We start from the raw sequence: 17,181 nt of genomic DNA, 5'->3' as shown, positions 1-17,181 counted from the left end.
CCCAGGCAAGTTCACTAAAGGAGATTGAGATGACTAAGGCACCGCGGTTCTATCGCGCGCTCTACATTCAGGTGCTGATGGCGGTCGCGCTCGGCATTACAGTAGGCTATATCTGGCCGGAATTCGGGGCCTCGCTCAAGCCGCTAGGCGACGGCTTCGTCAAGCTGATCAAGATGATGATCGCGCCGATCGTGTTCTGCACCATTGCCCTCGGCATCGCCAACATGAGCGACATGAAGGGCGTGGCCAGGACCATGGGCAAGGCGATGGGCCTGTTCTACGTGCTGACCTTCATTGCGCTCATGACCGGCCTGGCGGCGGTCTACCTGATCCATCCGGGCGTGGGCATGAATATCGACCCAGCCCTGCTCGACCACGGCGTGGCCGCCAAGTATGCCAAGACCGGAGCGCCGACCGGTTTCGTCCCCTTCGTGATGCACATCATCCCGAACACTTTCTTCGGCGCCTTCGCCGAGGGCGAGGTGCTGCCGGTGCTGCTGCTGGCGGTGCTGACCGGCTTTGGACTGTCCCGCGTCGGCGCGGCGGCCAGGCCCGTACATGAGGCGATCGATGCCTTTTCGCATGTGCTGTTTGCGGTCTTCGGCTTCCTGATGAAGCTGGCGCCGCTGGCAGCCTTCGGCGCCATGGCATTTACGGTCGGTAAGTACGGCATCAAGTCGATCAGCTCCCTCGGCACCTTGATGGGTAGCTTCTACCTCGCCTGCCTGTTCTTCGTGTTCGTCGTGCTCGGCACCCTGGCCCGCCTGCACCGCTTCAGCCTGCTCAAGGTGCTGCGCTATTTCAAGGACGAACTGATCGTCGTGCTCGGGACCTCGTCGACCGAACCGGTCCTGCCGCGCATGCTCCTCAAGCTGGAAAAGCTGGGCTGCAGGAAGAGCGTCTCCGGCCTGGTGCTCCCGATGGGCTATTCCTTCAACCTGGACGGCACGGCCATCTACCTGACCCTGGCCAGCGTGTTCATCGCACAAGCCTGCAATGTCCACCTGTCGCTCGGCCAGATCCTGACCATGCTGGGCGTCATGCTGCTCAGTTCGAAAGGCGCGGCGGGCGTGACCGGCAGCGGCTTCGTGGCCCTGGTGGCGACCCTGACCGTCATGCCGGAAATCCCGGTGGCGGGCGTGGCCCTGATCGTCGGCATCGACCGCTTCATGTCCGAGGCCCGCGCCTTGACCAGCCTGATCAGCAATGCGGTCGCCAGCGTCGTGGTATCGATCTGGGAAGGCGCATGCGACCGCGACACGCTGAAGCGCGAACTGGACGGCGGATTCGTTGCCGCCCCTTCGCTCGACGAGTCTGCCGGTCTCTCCGAGGGCTTGCCCTCACCCGCCTGAAGCAGTATCGACCCGCGCGGCCTGGCCGCCGCCGAGCGGCCAGGTCGACTCGATCAGCTCGTAGAGTTTGCGCGCAGACGGAGACAGCTCCCGCCCGTTGCGGCGGATCAGTCCCACATTCCGGTCGATCGTCGGCTCGACCAATGCCACCTGCGCCAGGGTCGCGTGTTCGCCCTGCGGCATCGACAGGCGCGGCACGACCGCGATGCCCAACCCCGCCTCCACCAGCCCCAGCAGGGTCGACACGTGCCTGGCCTCGAAGCACCAGCTGGGGCGCACGTCGGAGTTGGCCAGCGCCAGGTCCACCAGCAGCCGGTTGCCGCTGCTTTTGTCCACGGTCATGAAATCATAGTTGGCCAGCTCGGCCCAGCTCACCTGGCGCCGGCCGGCGAGCGGATGGTCGCGGTGGCAGGCCACGACGAAGGGTTCCTTCAGGATGGCCTGGAAGGCGATCTCCGGCTCCTGCGTGCCGATGATATTGATCCCGAAGTCGGCATCTCCCTTCGCCACGCTCTCGAGCACGGCGTTCGCGCCGTCGTCGATGATGCGCACCCGGATCCGCGGGTATTGCTCGTGGAAGGTGCGCAGCACCTTCGGCAGGAAGTAATACACGGCCGAGGGCACGCAGGCGATCACCACTTCACCCTGCTGCGAGGCCGCCACCGCCTGCATGCTCAGCAGGGAGCGCTCCAGGTCGTCGAGCAGGCTGCGCGCCTTGCGCGAGAAGTCCCTGCCGACGGCCGTCAGGCTGACGCTGCGCGTGGTCCGTTCGAACAGCCGCACGCCCAGCGCCAGCTCGAGCTTTTCGACGCGGCGGCTCAAGGCCGGTTGCGACAGGTGGATCGAATCGGCCGCGGCCCGGAAGCTGTTGAGTTCCGCGACGGCGACAAAGGCGCGCAAGTCGGCCAGGTCGAAATTCATGTTCATGACGCATCAATCCCAATAAAATTTGCAATATACAAATCAATACGCTAGCGCGAAACTGTATCCATTGCAAGCGGACGACTACACCGCAGAGGAGACAGGCATGAATCTGACAGAATGGATCGGAAGGACCGAAACGGTCACCGACACCTTCACCGCGACGCCGTATGCCGCGCTGGCGGCAACGCTGGACCACCCGGCTGAGCGGCCGCAGCCGGGCACCGCCTTGCCGCCGCTGTGGCACTGGCTGTACTTCCTGCCCCTGTACCGCCAGTCCGAAGTCGGCGCCGACGGCCACGCGAAGCGCGGCCGCTTCCTGCCGCCGGTGGCGCTGCCGCGCCGGATGTGGGCGGGCAGCCAATTCAGCTTTCATTCACCGCTGCGGATCGGCGACGAGGTCACCCGCACTTCCACGATCGCCAACATCCTCGAGAAGGAAGGCCGCACCGGCAAGCTGGTGTTCGTCACGGTGAAGCACGAACTGCGCCGCAGCGGCGAGCAGGCCGTGGCGCTCACCGAATTCCACGACATCGTCTACCGCGAGGCAGTCCAGCCCGGCGCGGCGGAACCGCCGCCCAAGCAGGCCGCGGCCGACGCCGACTGGGAACGCAAGGTCGTCCCCGACGACGTGCTGCTGTTCCGCTATTCCGCCCTCACCTTCAACGGCCACCGGATCCACTACGACCGGCGTTACGTGACCGAGGTCGAAGGCTATCCGGGCCTGGTGGTGCACGGTCCCCTGGTCGCCACCCTGCTGCTCGACCTGCTGCGCGAGCACCTGCCGGAGGCGCAGGTGGCGCGCTTCGAATTCCGCGCCCTGCGCCCCGTGTTCGACATCCACCACTTCTACGTCTGCGGACAGCGGGAAGCCGACGGCAGCATCCACCTGTGGGCGAAGGATCACGAGGGCTGGCTGACGATGGATGCCCGCGCCACCCTGCAGGCCGTGGACGGAGGTGCAGCATGAGGCCGCTCGAAGGAATGACCGTCGTCACGCTCGAGCATGCGATCGCCGCGCCCTTCGCCACGCGCCAGCTGGCCGACCTCGGCGCCCGCGTCATCAAGATCGAGCGCCCCGGCGTCGGCGACTTCGCGCGCGGCTATGACGAGCGGGTACGCGGCATGGCCTCGCACTTCGTCTGGACCAACCGTTCCAAGGAGAGCCTGACGCTGGACGTCAAGCACCCGGAGGCCCAATCCATCCTGCGCCGGCTGATCATGGAACAGGCCGACGTCGTCGTGCAGAACCTGGCGCCCGGCGCCGCCGCGCGGCTCGGCCTGTCGTACGAGGTCCTGTCCCGGGAAAAGCCGGAACTGATCGTGTGCGACATTTCCGGCTACGGCAGCGACGGCCCCTACCGCGACAAGAAGGCCTACGACCTGCTGATCCAGAGCGAGGCCGGCTTCGTCTCGGTCACCGGCAGCGCCGACGAACCGGCCAAAGCGGGGCCGTCGATCGCCGACATTTCGGCGGGCATGTACGCGTACACGAACATCCTGGCCGCCCTCCTCCAGCGCGCCAGGACCAGACGCGGCCAGCACATCGACATCTCGATGCTCGAGTCGCTGGTCGAGTGGACCAGCTATCCGCTGTATTACGCTTTCGACGGCGCCCCGCCGCCGCCGCGCACGGGCGCCAGCCACGCGACCATCTATCCGTATGGCCCCTTTCCGGCGGGCGACGGCAAGACCGTCATGCTCGGCCTGCAGAACGAACGCGAGTGGGCCCTGTTCTGCAGCAAGGTCCTGCGGATGCCGGAACTCGCGGCCGATCCACGCTTCACGAGCAATCCGAAACGCAGCGCAGCCCGCGATGAACTGCGCGCACTGATCGTCGCCGTTTTTTCTTCCCTGACCGCGGCCGAGGTCGTGGCCCGTCTCGACGAGGCGCAAATCGCCAACGCCAACGTCAACACGATGGCCGAGGTGTGGGCGCATCCGCAATTGCAGGCGCGCGGCCGCTGGACCGAGGTCGGGTCCCCGGTCGGCGCCATCCCTGCGCTGCTGCCGCCCGGCTCCTGGGAGGAAGGGGCGCCGCGCATGGATGCCGTGCCGGCGCTGGGCCAGCACACCGATGCGATCCTCGCCGAACTCGGCTACGCGGCCGAACGCATCGCCGCACTGCGCAGCGAGGAGGCGATATGAGCGCCGCCACCGCGCGCACGCCGCGCAGCTACCTGTTCGTCCCGGGCAACCGCCCCGATCGCTTCGCCAGGGCCTTCGGCAGCGGCGCGGACGCCGTCATCGTCGATCTCGAAGATGCGGTGGCGCCGGACCAGAAGGAAGCGGCACGCGAAGCGCTCGCCGCCTGGAGCGCCGAAGGACGCGATCACCCCGCGCAGCTGGTCGTACGCATCAACGACGACGCCAGCGCCTGGTTCGACGCCGACCTGGCCGCGCTGCGAACGCTCGGTCCCTGCACGGTCATGCTGCCCAAGGCCGAATCGGCGAGCCAGATCGACCGCGTCGCCGCCGCCCTGGTGCCCGGCACCCGCGTGATCGCCCTGATCGAGTCGGCCAGGGGCCTGCTCGAGGTCGACGCCATTGCCGCCACCCCGGCCGTTGAGCGGCTGGCCTTCGGCACCCTCGACTATGCCCTGGACCTCGGGCTGACTGACGATCCGCGCGGCCTGCTCTACCCGGCCAGCCGGATCGCGCTGGCCTCGCGCGCCGCCGGGCTGCCGGCGCCGATTGCCGGCGTGACGGCCGCAATCAACGACGAGGCCGCGCTGCGGGACGATGTCGGGCTGGCGCGGGCCTGCGGTTTCGGCGCCAAGATGTGCATCCACCCGCGCCAGGTCGAGGCCCTGCACGCCATGCTGGCGCCCACGCCGGAACAACGCGACTGGGCCGCGCGCGTGCTCGCCGCGGCACAGGCCGGCACGGGGGCGGTGCAGGTCGACGGAAAAATGGTCGACCGCCCTGTCCTGCTGCGCGCCGGCGCCATCCTCGACTACCCGCCCGCATCCACCGCAGGCTGAACTTACCCACGCGAATTTACCTACAATTCAGGAGACTCATCATGGCCGCAACAATTGTCGACTCAACGATCTTCGGAAACATCTTCAGCACCGCGGCGATGCGCCAGGTCTGGTCGGACGAAAACCGCACCCGCAAATACCTGGAAATCGAAGCGGCGCTGGCCCGCGTCCAGGGGCGCCTGGGCATCATTCCCCAGGAAGCCGCGGACGAAATCGTCCGTAACTGCGTGCTCGAGAAGATCGACATGGCGAAGCTCGCCGAGCAGACCCAGCGCATCGGCTACCCGATCCTCGGCGTGGTCTCGCAGATCAACGCCCTGTGCCGCGACAAGCTGGGCGAGTACTGCCACTGGGGCGCCACCACCCAGGACATCACCGACACCGCCACCGTGCTGCAGATACGCGAAGCGCTCGAACTGGTCGATGCCGAACTGGCCGCGATCTCGGCCGCGATGGCCGGCCTGGCGGCGCGCCACCGCGACACCCCGATGATCGGGCGCAGCAACCTGCAGCAGGCGGTACCGATCACCTTCGGCTACAAGGTCGCGGGTCTCCTGAGCGCCATCGAACGCCATCGCGAACGGCTGGCGCAGCTGCGCCCGCGCGTGCTGGTCGGCGAATTCGCGGGCGCCTCGGGCACCCTCGCCTCGCTCTCCGAAGGCGGCCTCGAAACCCAGGCGGGCCTGATGCAGGAGCTGGGACTGGGCCAGCCCGACATCGCCTGGCACACGATCCGCGACAACATCGCCGAAGTCGGCTGCTTCCTCGGCCTAGTCACCGGCACCCTCGGCAAGTTCTCGACCGACGTCAAGCTGATGATGCAGACCGAAGTCGGCGAAGTGTACGAGCCCTTCGCGCATGGCCGCGGCTCGAGCAGCACGATGCCCCAGAAGCGCAACCCCATTTCCTCGTGCTATATCCACGCCTGCATCAGCGTCGTGCGCCAGCACGTGGCGGCCCTGCTCGACGCGAACGTGGCCGACCACGAGCGTTCGACCGGGCCATGGGAGATCGAATGGATCGTCCTGCCCGAGATGTTCTGCCTGGCCGCAGGGGCACTGGCCCAGTCGCGCTTCGTCCTCGAAGGCCTGGAAGTGGACGAGGGCCGGATGCGAGCCAATCTCGATTTGACCAATGGCCTGGTCGTGTCGGAAGCCGTGATGATGGGACTCGGCCCCTATCTCGGGCGCGAGTATGCGCACGACCTCGTGTACGACATCTGCCGCGTCGCGATCAGGGACAATCGGCCGCTGCTCGAGCTGCTGGTCGAGAACAAGGAAATCTCCCAGCACCTGGACCGGGCGGCACTGGCCGCGCTCTGCGATCCCGGGAATTACCTGGGCCTGTCGGGCGAGATGGTAGACCGCGTCCTGCGCAGCCGGGCCGGGCGCGGACACCCCGTCCAGGAGTAGAAACTTCAGTCCGGGCGCGGTGTCCCATAGCTTGCCTGGACCGTTCTCGCGACGTTCGCAGCGGGCAGCCAGGGACGTTCCGGTCTTGAAAACAAACGAAAAAAGGAGACAGTCATGAACAAATCCACGATCGGCCTCGCGCTGCTGGCCGCATGTTCGACCAGCGCCATGGCGCAGAGCAGCGTCAGCATCTACGGCATCGTCGACGCCGGCCTGGTGCGCGAGAGCGGCGGTCCGGACGGCGCCGTGACCAACATCAGCAGCGGCATCGCGTCCGGATCGCGCCTGGGCTTCAAGGGCAAGGAAGACCTGGGTGGCGGCTTGTCGGCGGTATTCGGGCTCGAGGCCGGCTTCAATGCCGACACCGGCGCGTCGGGCCAGGGCGGCGTGCTGTTCGGGCGCCAGGCCTTCGTGGGCCTGAACGGCAAGTTCGGCGCCGTCACGCTGGGACGCCAGTACACGCCCTATTACAAGACCCTGCGCGACATCGGCGATCCGTTCGGCGCGGTCAGCATGGCCGGGCGCTCCGGCAATTTGTTCGCCACCAATACGCGCGCCAACAATATGGTCGAGTACGTGAGTCCCGTGTTTGCCGGGCTGCGTGCCGACCTGGCCTGGGCGCCCGGCGAAGTGGCGGGCGACAGCGCAAGGAGCCGGCAGCTGGGCGGATCGGTCGGCTATGCCGCCGGGCCCCTGACCATCCAGCTGGCGCATCACCGCATCGAAAACCCCACCGCGACCGACCGCACCCGAAATACCCTGGTGTCCGCGAATTATGCGTTCAAGCCGGTGACCGTCTACGCGTCCTATGCAGTCAACAAGGGGCCCGCAGCCGCCGACAGCAAGGACATGCTGGCGGGCGTGTCGATTCCCTTCGGCGCCAACAAGCTGCTGTTCTCCCACGTCCGCCACAACGACGACACGGCGGCGAACAACGATGCGCGCCAATGGGGTGTCGCCTACGACTACTTCCTGTCCAAGCGGACCGACATCTATATCGCCTACGCCGTGATCGACAACCGTAACGGCGCCGCCTTCAGGGTCGGCAACGCCACCGACACCGGCACCGGCGACAGGGCATTCAATCTCGGCCTGCGCCACAACTTCTGAAGCATTCGACACCATGAGCAAAGTCCTACCCTGTGTACTGATGCGCGCGGGCACCTCGCGCGGTCCCTTTTTTCTCCGCGAGTGGCTGCCCGAGGACGACGAAACACGCGACCAGGTCCTGATCGGCGCCATCGGCGCATCGGACCCGCTGCAACTGGACGGCGTGGGCGGCGGCAGCACCCTCAACAGCAAGGTGGCGATCGTGTCGCGCTCGACCCGGCCGGACTGCGACCTCGACTACCTGTTTGCCCAGGTCGGGGTCGGACAACGCTCGGTCGATACGCGCCCGAATTGCGGCAACATGCTGTCGGGCGTGGTGCCCTTCGCGCTCGAGCAAGGCCTGATCGAGGCGACCGAAGGCAGTACGACTGCGCGGGTGTTCAACGTGAACACCGGGTCGCGCATCGAGGTGACGGTCCAGACCCCGGGACGGCGCATCACCTACGACGGCGACGCGCGTATCGACGGCGTCGCCGGGACCGCCGCGCCGATCCTCCTGAACTTCCTCGACGCCTGGGGCGCCGTCACGGGCAAGGTGTTCCCGACCGGCCGACGGATCGACACCATCGACGGCATCGAGGTCACCTGCATCGATGCGGCCATGCCCCTGATGATCGTGCGCGCCGCCGATCTCGGCCTGCACGGCGGCGAGAGCCCGGTCGAACTCGATTCGAACGGGGCCTTGCTCGACCGCCTCGAAGCGCTGCGGCGGGTGGCGGGCGGGATGATGGGCCTGGGAGACGTCTCGAACAGCGTGATACCGAAACCGGTCCTCGTCAGCCAGGGCGACGGCGCCGACAGCATCACCTCGCGCTATTTCACCCCGCGCCGCTGCCATGCGTCGCATGCCGTTACCGGCGCCATCGGCGTGGCGAGCGCCTTTGCCCTGCCGGGGACGGTGGCCAGCCGCGCCGAGCCGGGCGCATGCCTCGGCAAGGTCTCGGTGCTCCATCCTTCCGGGCGCATCGACATCGAAGTTGCCGTCGAAGGGGTCGGGGCAGCGGCGCAGGTCAAGCGTGCTTCGCTGCTGCGCACCGCCCGCAAGATCCTGAGCGGCGAACTGCACATTCCGGACTACGTGCTGTCGCGGCCCGCCGCGCCGGAAGCGACGCAGGAACGCACGGCGCGCCCCGCCGCGGACGCGGCTGCGCAACCGATCAGGATCGTGGTGCCCACGGTGGCCGGCGGCGGCAACGACACGATGGCGCGCGCTATCGCCCACAAACTCGGACAGGTGCTGGGGCAAGCGGTGGTGATCGACAACCGGGCCGGCGCCGACGGCACGATCGCCGCCGAATACGTCGCCGCCAGCGCCCCGGACGGCCACACCCTGATGTTCGGCTATATCGCCACCCACGCCATGAACCCGGCCCTGCAGACCTTGCGCTACGACCCGGTCGCAGACTTCGAGCCGGTCGGGCTGGTGGGCTATTCGCCGACCGTGCTGGTGGCGTCCCCGGAGCTCGCGGTCGGCACTGTCGGCGACCTGGTCGCACGCCTGAGGAAGGAACCAGGCAAGTACCGCTACGCATCCGCCGGCATCGGCACGGCGCCGCACTTCGCCGGCGCCATGTTCGCCTCGAATTCAGGTACCGAGTTGCAGCACCGGGCCTGCAACGGCGCGGCCCATGCAGTCGATGCGACGATGGCTGGACAGGCGCAGCTCATGTTCCCCAGCCTGTTCACCGCTGCGCGCCTGATCAAGAGCGGCAAGCTGCACGCGCTGGCCGTCGCCGGGCCGAAGCGCACGCCGATCCTGCCGGACGTGCCGACCCTGGCCGAAGCCGGCGTCGACGGCGTGGACGTGACCCAGTGGTATGCGCTGTTCGCACCGGCGGGCACGCCCGGGCCGGTTGTCGAGCGGCTCAATGCCAGCCTCGGGAAAGTCCTCGCCGACCCCGAGCTCGTCGAGCGCATCGAGCGCGATGGCGCAGAAGTACACGCCAGCACGCCGGCAGAACTGCGCGATCTGGTGAAGGCCGAGCTGGAAAAATGGAAGGCCGTCGTGCGTGCAGCCAGGGCGACGGGCGAGCTGTGGTCCCCCAACTGAGATCCGGCACTAACTAATGCGCTTGAAGCATTAATAGAACAATATTTTGCAATTTACATATCAATCCCGATCCGGGAAACTTCGATTGTGCACGCAACCGGTCCTGAAAAACCGGGCTTCGAAATCGATCCCATAAATTGATCTTAAAACAAAGCGGAGACCCACATGACATCGACGACCTTCCCTCGCCTGCTCGCCCCGATTGCCGCCGCGCTGCTGGCAATGCCGGTTGCCGCCATGGCGCAGAACTACCCGACCCGGGCCATTACCCTGGTCGTGCCCTACGCGGCCGGCGGCGGCACCGACAACGTCGCCCGCGGCCTGGCGAAAGGCATGTCCGAGAAGCTGGGCCAGCCCGTCGTGGTCGACAATCGCGGCGGCGGGGGCGGCGTCATCGGGTCCAAGCTCGTGGCCAAGGCCGATCCGGACGGCTACACCCTGCTGTTCGTCAGCTCGTCGTTCGTCACCCACGTCGCTACCGAAGAGAAGCCTTCGTACGACGTGGCAAAGGACTTTGCTCCGATCGCCATGATCGGCACCGCCCCATTGATCCTCGTGTCGCACAAAAGCGTCGGTGCGAAGACGGTTCCGCAGCTGATTGCGGCTTCCAAAAAAAGCCCGGGTGGAATCAACTTTGCCTCGTCAGGGCCCGGCACCGTCCTGCATCTCGCCGGAGAACTGTTCAAGCAGCGCACCGGGGCCAACATGACGCACGTTGCGTACAAGGGCAGCGGCCCGGCAACGGCGGACCTGCTGGCGGGACGTACACAAATTTTCTTCACGACGATTCCCGCGATGGCGCAGCACGTCAAGACCGGCGCGGTGGACCTGCTCGCCGTCACCGGCAGCGAGCGCTCGTCCTTGTTCCCCAACGTGCCGACGATTGCCGAATCCGGCGTGCCCAACTACAGCATCACCACCTGGTGGGGCGTTCTCGCCCCCGCCAATACGCCCGCCCCGATCGTCGCGAAACTGAACAAGGTGATCAACGAACTGGGCGCGTCGGAGTCGATGAAAGCGCGCCTTGCCAGCGAAGGGGCCGCGTCCTTCACGGGAACGCCGGCCGCATTCGGCGTGAAGCTGGCGTCCGAACTGACGCTGTGGAAGGAAGTCGCAAAGGCCTCCAACCTGAAGGAAACCTACTGAGGCGCTGCTGGCCCGGCATCGGACGTTCCGCTCCATTACGCAAATTATTTGATGTCGACCTGTCGCTTGAATCCCACATTGAAACTGGCGGCGGGCGCTAATATACTTTCTGGGTGGCTGTGCTCGCCGCACCGGTTCTTTTCATTGCAAAGCCGGGGATAAGCAAAGGAAGGATTACGGCAGCAGTCATTCCGCGGGCTTTCCCCGGGCGTTGTTTAAACCGGCACCAGGATCCGGTTTTGTATATCCATCGAAGACGATCGACGGTGGAGCGATGAATACGCAAGGGTACGATATTCTGATTCGTCATCTGTATGGCGCGGTGACATCGCACGAAGGGTGGAACCGCGCCATTGTCATGTTGCGCGATTTATTGGACTGCGGCCAGGGAACGTATCTCGTCCACGACAAAACACTGGACAGGACCCTGGTAAGTGAACAGGCGGTCGAGGATTCTCAATTTTCGCAGGATTACGAAAGCCATTTCTTTCAGATCGATCCCGTCCGGCCGGTCGTCGCAAGCCTGGGTGTCGGCGAATGGTTTTTAGACAGGAAACACATCGGGCGGCAGACGCTCGAACATAACGAGTTTTATCAATGCTTCTTGCGCAGATATAGCCTCGATACGGTCATGTGCAGCCTGCTCGCGAATAATGACCGCTACCTGACTGGTCTTGCGTTTCAGGGTGTGCTTGGCGGCGAGGGGTTCACTGAACAGCATCTGGCCCGTATTCGGCCAATCATGCCCCATCTGATACAGGCATCGTCCATGCGTATGCAATTCAGGGAGCTGGCAGCTTCGGCTTCGCTCGGGCAAGCCATCCTCGACAGCCTTCCGGAACCGATCCTGGTCCTGAACAGGAAAGCCGACATCCTGTTTGCCAACGCCGCGGGGGCGTGCTGGCTGCGCGCCAGTGCGCAACTGCTGGGGCAACAGCGCGCCGTGCAGTGCGAGCATTCACGCACTGCGATGGCGCGGCTCGCGGACCGGATTTGCCGCAAATCCCCGGTTCCCTGCTGCGCGGTGCGCAGCCTCGATGCCGACGCGACCTATTTTATTGGTCTGGCCTTGCCCGAATCGCATCGTATCGCCGCGCAGTTCAGCGAGCCGGTCGGTCTCGTGGTGGTGCGGACGGCCAAGCGGCAAGACGCCAACGCCTGCCTGATATTCCGCTCTGTTTTCGCGGTCACGGATGCCGAAGCCCGTTTTATCGAAGCGATTCAACAGGCCCCGTCGGTGCGGCACGCAGCTGCCACCCTCAACATTACCTACGAAACAGCCCGCTCGTATCTGAAATCTGTTTACGAAAAAACCGGCTGCCATGGCCAGGCCGCACTCCAGCATGTATGGAGTGTGCTGACCCATGGCCTTCCGCGTTAGACGGGGCGATGCCGATATTATTTCCCCCGCCGGCCGCTTGCCCGAAACAAGCCGCGTACGTCAAACGATCAAGGTGCATCTCCGCGCCGGACCAACGTGGGCATAGTCGACAGGGCCGGAAAATCGCATACCGGCATGTGGCCTCCCCCCGCAAATGAGGGTTGTGCGCTTTCCCGCAAGCTCTGAACATGGCATGACAGGCACCGGAATCGCCATGACGACGTCGGTTCGATAGCGCAGCGCAGTCCATTCGAAATACTCGCCGGCGCAAATCGTCATGCGACTACTGTCACCCGTCCGGCGGGCCGGGGCCGGATAATGCACGCCGTTTTCCGGGCGTGTCGATACCAGAACCAGGGAGCCAATCATGTTGATCCATTCTATTCGTAAATGCCCCGCCAGCCGAAGCGGCGCGCTTGTGCTGAGCATCGTGCTGGCCGGTTGCGGAGGCGGCACAGGAGACCCTGCCGCCTCCGGCGGGACTCGCCTGGCGGCGACCACGACGGCAGTCGCTGCCACTGTCGCGACGCCGGCCACCTATACCGTCGCCAATATCACGTCGACCGGCTCGGTGCTCTACTGGGACAACCGGGTCTTGAACGACCGGGGACAGGTCGCCCTCATGGACTGGAGTGGCGCCGCCAATACCACGCGCGCGTTCCGCTACGATGCCGACAGCGCGACCATGACCGACCTGGGCACCCTCGGCAGCGGAAGCGATCCTTCTTACGGCGTTGCCATCAATGCCAGTGGGGTTGTCACCGGTTACTCCCATAACGGGAATACCGTGCATGCGTTCCGGTCCGATGGGACAGGCATGACCGACCTCGGGGCACTCGACGGCGGATCCTCTTATTCGTATGCCGCGGATATCAACGCGAACGGTCAGGTAGCGGGCTATTCATACAATGGTGTCCACTACCACGCCTTCCGCTCCGATGGCACAAGCATGAGCGACCTGGGGGCACTCGACGGACAGGCCTACTCCTATTCCTATTCCTATGCGACGGGTATCAATGCCAACGGGCAGGTAACGGGTTATTCGTACATCGGCGGCGTCTCCCACGCCTTCCGTTCCGACGGCACAACCATGATCGACCTGGGGGCGCTCGGAAACCCGGGCAACTATTCCTACGCGCAGGCCATCAACGCCAATGGACAGGTAACGGGTTATTCGTCCATCGGCAGCACCTACCACGCGTTTCGATCCGATGGCACAACCATGACCGATCTGGGGGCACTCGGCGGCCCAAGCTCCTATTCGGTCGGCGTGGCCATCAATGCGAGCGGCCAGGTCGTGGGTGACTCATTCAATGGAACGGTTTCGCGTGCGTTCCTGTCCGATGGCACGACCATGAGCGACCTGGGCGCGATTGGTAGTGCGTACGAACGTTCCACTGCCCGTGCCATCAATGCTGCCGGACAGGTGGTCGGTTATGCATATGGCCAGGGAGGCGCGCGCGCCTTTATCCGCTCCCCCGGAGACAGCCAGATGATCGACCTGAACACACGTCTGGGCAATGCCCCGGGAGTCGAGCTCTACTATGCAGTTGCGATTTCCGACACCGGCTTGATCGTGGCATACGGCAACACCGGCTGGGTATTGCTCAAGCCGGCGGTGAATGTCCCCGGGCCCACCGCCGCAACCTTGAGTCCGATCACTGCAAACGACCCTGTAGCCGTCGGCACGCCGGTCAGCGTCAGCGTCAGGTTTGCCGACGTGAACACGAGCGATACCCACAGCGCCGTCTGGAGCTGGGAAGGCAATGGAACGACTACCGGAACCGTGACCGAGCAGAACGGCACGGTTCCCGGCACCGTCACCGGGTCCCGGGTGTTTACGGCGGCCGGCATCTACAATGTGACGATCGAACTCGCAGATAGCGGCGGCCTGAAGAGCCAGGTCAGCCGCCAGGTCGTCGTGTATGACCCCTCCGCCGGCTTTGTCACTGGTGGAGGCTGGATCATGTCGCCGGCTGGCGCCTACAGAAAGGATGCTTCGGTGACCGGCCGTGCGAGCTTTGGCTTTGTCTCGAAGTATGTTTCCGGCGCCAATAAGCCTTCCGGCGAGACGGAATTCCAGTTCCAGGCTGCCAAACTGAACTTCCATAGCAGCGATTACGACTGGCTGGTCGTCGGTGGTGCGCGCGCCCAATACAAGGGAACAGGGACCATCAACGGCACAGGCAGCTACAAGTTCATGCTGACGGCAGTCGACGGCGACCGGATCGCCAAGGGGACAGCCGACCGTTTCCGCATCAAGATCTGGCACCACGATGACGCTACCGATACCGACGTGACGGATTACGATAACCAGCTCGATTCCAGCACCGATGGGAGCAACCTTGAAGGCACTGTCATTGGGGGCGGCAGCATCAGCGTCAAGCCGAGGTAAAGTTGCGCAGGGATGGAGGGGCATTCGCCGTGAACGCCCCTTTTTCCGGATCCGTCGTCCGCCTCCACCGCATCACCCTTCCACCAGCACCCTTTGTCCAGCCACGCTCAGTCGCAATCCGCGCGGAAACGCCGCAGCGCCGCATCCACAATGCCCTCGGTACTGCCCGCCTCCAGATGCGCTTCGCGCAGCAGGTGGGCATCGCTGCCGGTATGGGTTTCGTTGTAGATGTGCTCCAGCGCCGCCTCGCTGCCCAGCGCCTGCGCATGCGGCGCGAGCCGGCGCAGGGTGGTGAGGATGTCTTCGCGCAGCGAGATCGTCTCGTGGCTTTGCGGATGCACCAGCGTGCCGTCCAGGCCGAAGCGGCAGGCCTGGAAGCGGTTGTAGTTATAGACCAGGTAGTCGTCTTCCAGCGGCGGCGGCTCGTTCCCTTCCAGCAGATAGCGGCACAGCGCCTGCAGGTAGCAGGCCAGCGCCGCCGCCCGCTCCACCGTCAGCGGCGTATCGCAGACGCGCAGCTCGATGGTGCCGTATTCGGGCTTGGGACGCAGGTCCCAGTAGAAATCCTTCATGCTGCGCACGATGCCGGTGTTTTCCATGCGCGCGAAATAATCGCGCCGGAAGGCGTCCCACTCGAGGATGAAGGGCGCGCGGCCCGACAGCGGGAAGGCAAACACGCTGTTCAGGCGGGCCGAATTGAACTGGGTGTCGCTGCCCTGCAGGAAGGGCGAGGAACCCGAGAGCGCGATGAAATGCGGGATGTAGCGGTTCAGCGCATGCAGCAGGTACAAAGCCTCGTCGCCCGACTTGCAGCCGATGTGGACGTGCTGGCCGAAGACCGTGAACTGCTTGGCCAGGTAGCCGTACAGCGCCGACACTTCGCGAAAGCGCGGCTTGGAAAAGATTTTACGCTGCGACCACTGCTGGAACGGGTGCGTGCCGCCGCCGCAGACGCCGACGTTCAGGCGGTCGCCGGCGCGCAGCAGGGTGTCGCGGATCTCGCGCAGTTCCGCCAGCAGTTCGCCATGCCGGGTGTGCACGCTCGAATTAATCTCGATCATGCTCTCGGTGATCTCGGGTGTGACGTTGCCGGGGAACGGCGCGCGTCCCAGCAGTTCCAGCATGTCGGGCGAAGCCGCGACCAGGTCGAAGTCGGACAGGCTGACCAGCTGCAGTTCGAGCTCGACGCCCATGGTGAGCGATTGCGATTGGGCGAATGGTGGGAGTGCCATACTCACGCCTCCTTGATGTGACGGGTTTCGTTGGCCCAGACGACGGCGCGCTGGGTCAGCACGGGGCCGAGCACGTCGAGCAGCAGCATCACGGCCGCCAGCGGCGCCAGGCTGTCGAACAGGTCGACGCCGATCCAGCGCGTCTGCTCCATCAGCAGGATCGCGAACACCGCCATCGGCGTGAGCGCCAGGCCGGACAAGGCGCCCTTTTTCGCCGAGATGCCGGACACCCGCGCGAAAGCCGTGCACACGCCGACCTTCACCAGGCCGCGCACCAGGACCAGCAGCAGGCCGAGCGCGATGCCGCCGCCCAGGTGCTCGACCTCGACCCTGGTGGCGACAAAGAAGAACATCAGCACCGCCAGCAGGTCGCCCAGCACGCCGAAATTACGCTGGGCCGGGCTGAGGGCGATGCGGCGGTGGCGCGCTACCAGGCCAAAGGTCAGGGCCGCGAGTACCGGCGAGAACTGCAGCACATAGGTGACCGCGACCAGCAGCACCACCGCCAGCGCAAAGGCGAGCGTGGCGTCGCGCGCAGCGTTGATCATCCGCAGCCAGAGGGGAACCAGAGCGCCGAACAGCGCGCCCAGCACGCTCGACGCGCCCAGCACCAGCAGGCTGCTGCCGGCCGCGTGGGCCAGGTCGCCCGAGGTCTGGAACACGCCGATCCCGACCACGACGTTGAAGGTGAACACGGCCATCACGCAGTTCAGAGCGGTCAGGTGCATGGCGCGCTCGGTCACCTGGCCGGCGGCGCCCTGCTCGTTCAGCACCCGCAACAGGCCGGCTGGGGAACTCGACATCGCCAGCGAGGCCGTCAGCGCGGCCGGCAGCATGTCCATCCCGCAGGCGCCGACCACCAGGTAGACGGCCGCGAAGGTCAGCACCGCTTCCAGCAGCGAGGTGGCGACGATCCAGGGATTGTGGCGCAGCCAGCGCAAATTGATGCGGTAGCCCAGTTCGAACAGAATCAGGCCGAAGCCGAGGTTCGCCAGCAGCATGAAGTTCTTCGATTCCGAGGGCGGCAGGTAGCCGGCGGCGAGATTGCCGAACACGAAGCCGGCGAGGCCATACACGGCGATGCGCGGCAGCGCGGTCCAGCGGAAAATCAGTTCGCCTGCCATCCAGGACAGCGCGATGGCCAGCGGCCAGGCAAGTTGCAGGCCGAGATCGGCGTAATCGGGCATGGACATCCTCC

General features: G+C 65.4%; 13 protein-coding genes. 10 read left to right on the top strand and 3 right to left on the bottom strand.

Annotation, left to right across the window (positions count from 1 at the left end):
* Nucleotides 1-29: 29 nt before the first annotated feature.
* On the top strand, nucleotides 30-1,352 hold the full coding sequence (gene dctA / locus ACI48I_RS16365; RefSeq protein WP_498574801.1) for a C4-dicarboxylate transporter DctA: 1,323 nt from the start codon (nucleotides 30-32) through the stop codon (nucleotides 1,350-1,352).
* Here the strand turns inward: dctA and ACI48I_RS16360 are convergent.
* Nucleotides 1,341-2,279 carry a LysR family transcriptional regulator gene (locus ACI48I_RS16360; RefSeq protein ID WP_498574800.1) on the bottom strand — a complete coding sequence of 313 codons (939 nt, stop codon included), beginning with the start codon at nucleotides 2,277-2,279 and terminating at the stop codon, nucleotides 1,341-1,343. The genes dctA and ACI48I_RS16360 overlap by 12 nt on opposite strands.
* A 100-nt stretch (nucleotides 2,280-2,379) precedes the next feature.
* On the opposite strand from ACI48I_RS16360, the gene ACI48I_RS16355 reads away from it, so the two are divergent.
* The 9 genes from ACI48I_RS16355 to ACI48I_RS16315 all read left to right on the top strand — a co-directional run bounded on the left by ACI48I_RS16355 (nucleotide 2,380) and on the right by ACI48I_RS16315 (nucleotide 14,751).
* Nucleotides 2,380-3,243, top strand: coding sequence for an HTD2 family dehydratase (locus ACI48I_RS16355; protein ID WP_498574799.1), 864 nt, complete (start codon nucleotides 2,380-2,382; stop codon nucleotides 3,241-3,243).
* The gene (locus tag ACI48I_RS16350; protein WP_498574798.1) at nucleotides 3,240-4,421 is read left to right on the top strand and encodes a CaiB/BaiF CoA transferase family protein; all 1,182 of its coding nucleotides are present in this window, start codon (nucleotides 3,240-3,242) and stop codon (nucleotides 4,419-4,421) included. The genes ACI48I_RS16355 and ACI48I_RS16350 overlap by 4 nt, the downstream gene beginning before the upstream one ends.
* Entirely contained in the window at nucleotides 4,418-5,257 is an 840-nt protein-coding gene (locus ACI48I_RS16345; RefSeq protein ID WP_498574797.1) for an HpcH/HpaI aldolase/citrate lyase family protein, read from the top strand. The genes ACI48I_RS16350 and ACI48I_RS16345 overlap by 4 nt, the downstream gene beginning before the upstream one ends.
* Nucleotides 5,258-5,298: 41 nt before the next feature.
* Entirely contained in the window at nucleotides 5,299-6,669 is a 1,371-nt protein-coding gene (gene pcaB, locus ACI48I_RS16340) for a 3-carboxy-cis,cis-muconate cycloisomerase (protein ID WP_498574796.1), read from the top strand.
* Between the two features lie 114 nt (nucleotides 6,670-6,783).
* On the top strand, nucleotides 6,784-7,779 hold the full coding sequence (locus tag ACI48I_RS16335; protein ID WP_498574795.1) for a porin: 996 nt from the start codon (nucleotides 6,784-6,786) through the stop codon (nucleotides 7,777-7,779).
* Nucleotides 7,780-7,792: 13 nt separating this feature from the next.
* Entirely contained in the window at nucleotides 7,793-9,829 is a 2,037-nt protein-coding gene (locus ACI48I_RS16330) for a 4-oxalomesaconate tautomerase (protein WP_193685788.1), read from the top strand.
* Between the two features lie 165 nt (nucleotides 9,830-9,994).
* Nucleotides 9,995-10,975, top strand: coding sequence for a tripartite tricarboxylate transporter substrate binding protein (locus ACI48I_RS16325; RefSeq protein ID WP_498574794.1), 981 nt, complete (start codon nucleotides 9,995-9,997; stop codon nucleotides 10,973-10,975).
* A gap of 274 nt (nucleotides 10,976-11,249) precedes the next feature.
* Nucleotides 11,250-12,356: a helix-turn-helix transcriptional regulator gene (locus ACI48I_RS16320; protein WP_498574793.1), complete on the top strand. Its 1,107-nt coding sequence runs from the start codon at nucleotides 11,250-11,252 to the stop codon at nucleotides 12,354-12,356.
* A gap of 367 nt (nucleotides 12,357-12,723) precedes the next feature.
* Nucleotides 12,724-14,751 (top strand): hypothetical protein, encoded by a 2,028-nt coding sequence (locus tag ACI48I_RS16315; protein WP_498574792.1) that lies wholly within the window; start codon nucleotides 12,724-12,726, stop codon nucleotides 14,749-14,751.
* 107 nt (nucleotides 14,752-14,858) lie between these two features.
* On the opposite strand, the gene ACI48I_RS16310 is transcribed toward ACI48I_RS16315, so the two are convergent.
* Nucleotides 14,859-15,983, bottom strand: coding sequence for a YbdK family carboxylate-amine ligase (locus ACI48I_RS16310; RefSeq protein ID WP_193685784.1), 1,125 nt, complete (start codon nucleotides 15,981-15,983; stop codon nucleotides 14,859-14,861).
* 2 nt (nucleotides 15,984-15,985) lie between these two features.
* Nucleotides 15,986-17,170, bottom strand: coding sequence for a cation:proton antiporter (locus ACI48I_RS16305; protein WP_498574791.1), 1,185 nt, complete (start codon nucleotides 17,168-17,170; stop codon nucleotides 15,986-15,988).
* Nucleotides 17,171-17,181: the final 11 nt, after the last annotated feature.

The sequence above is a fragment of the Massilia sp. LXY-5 genome (assembly GCF_059801075.1).
This window is presented reverse-complemented; position numbering and strand designations above follow the sequence as displayed.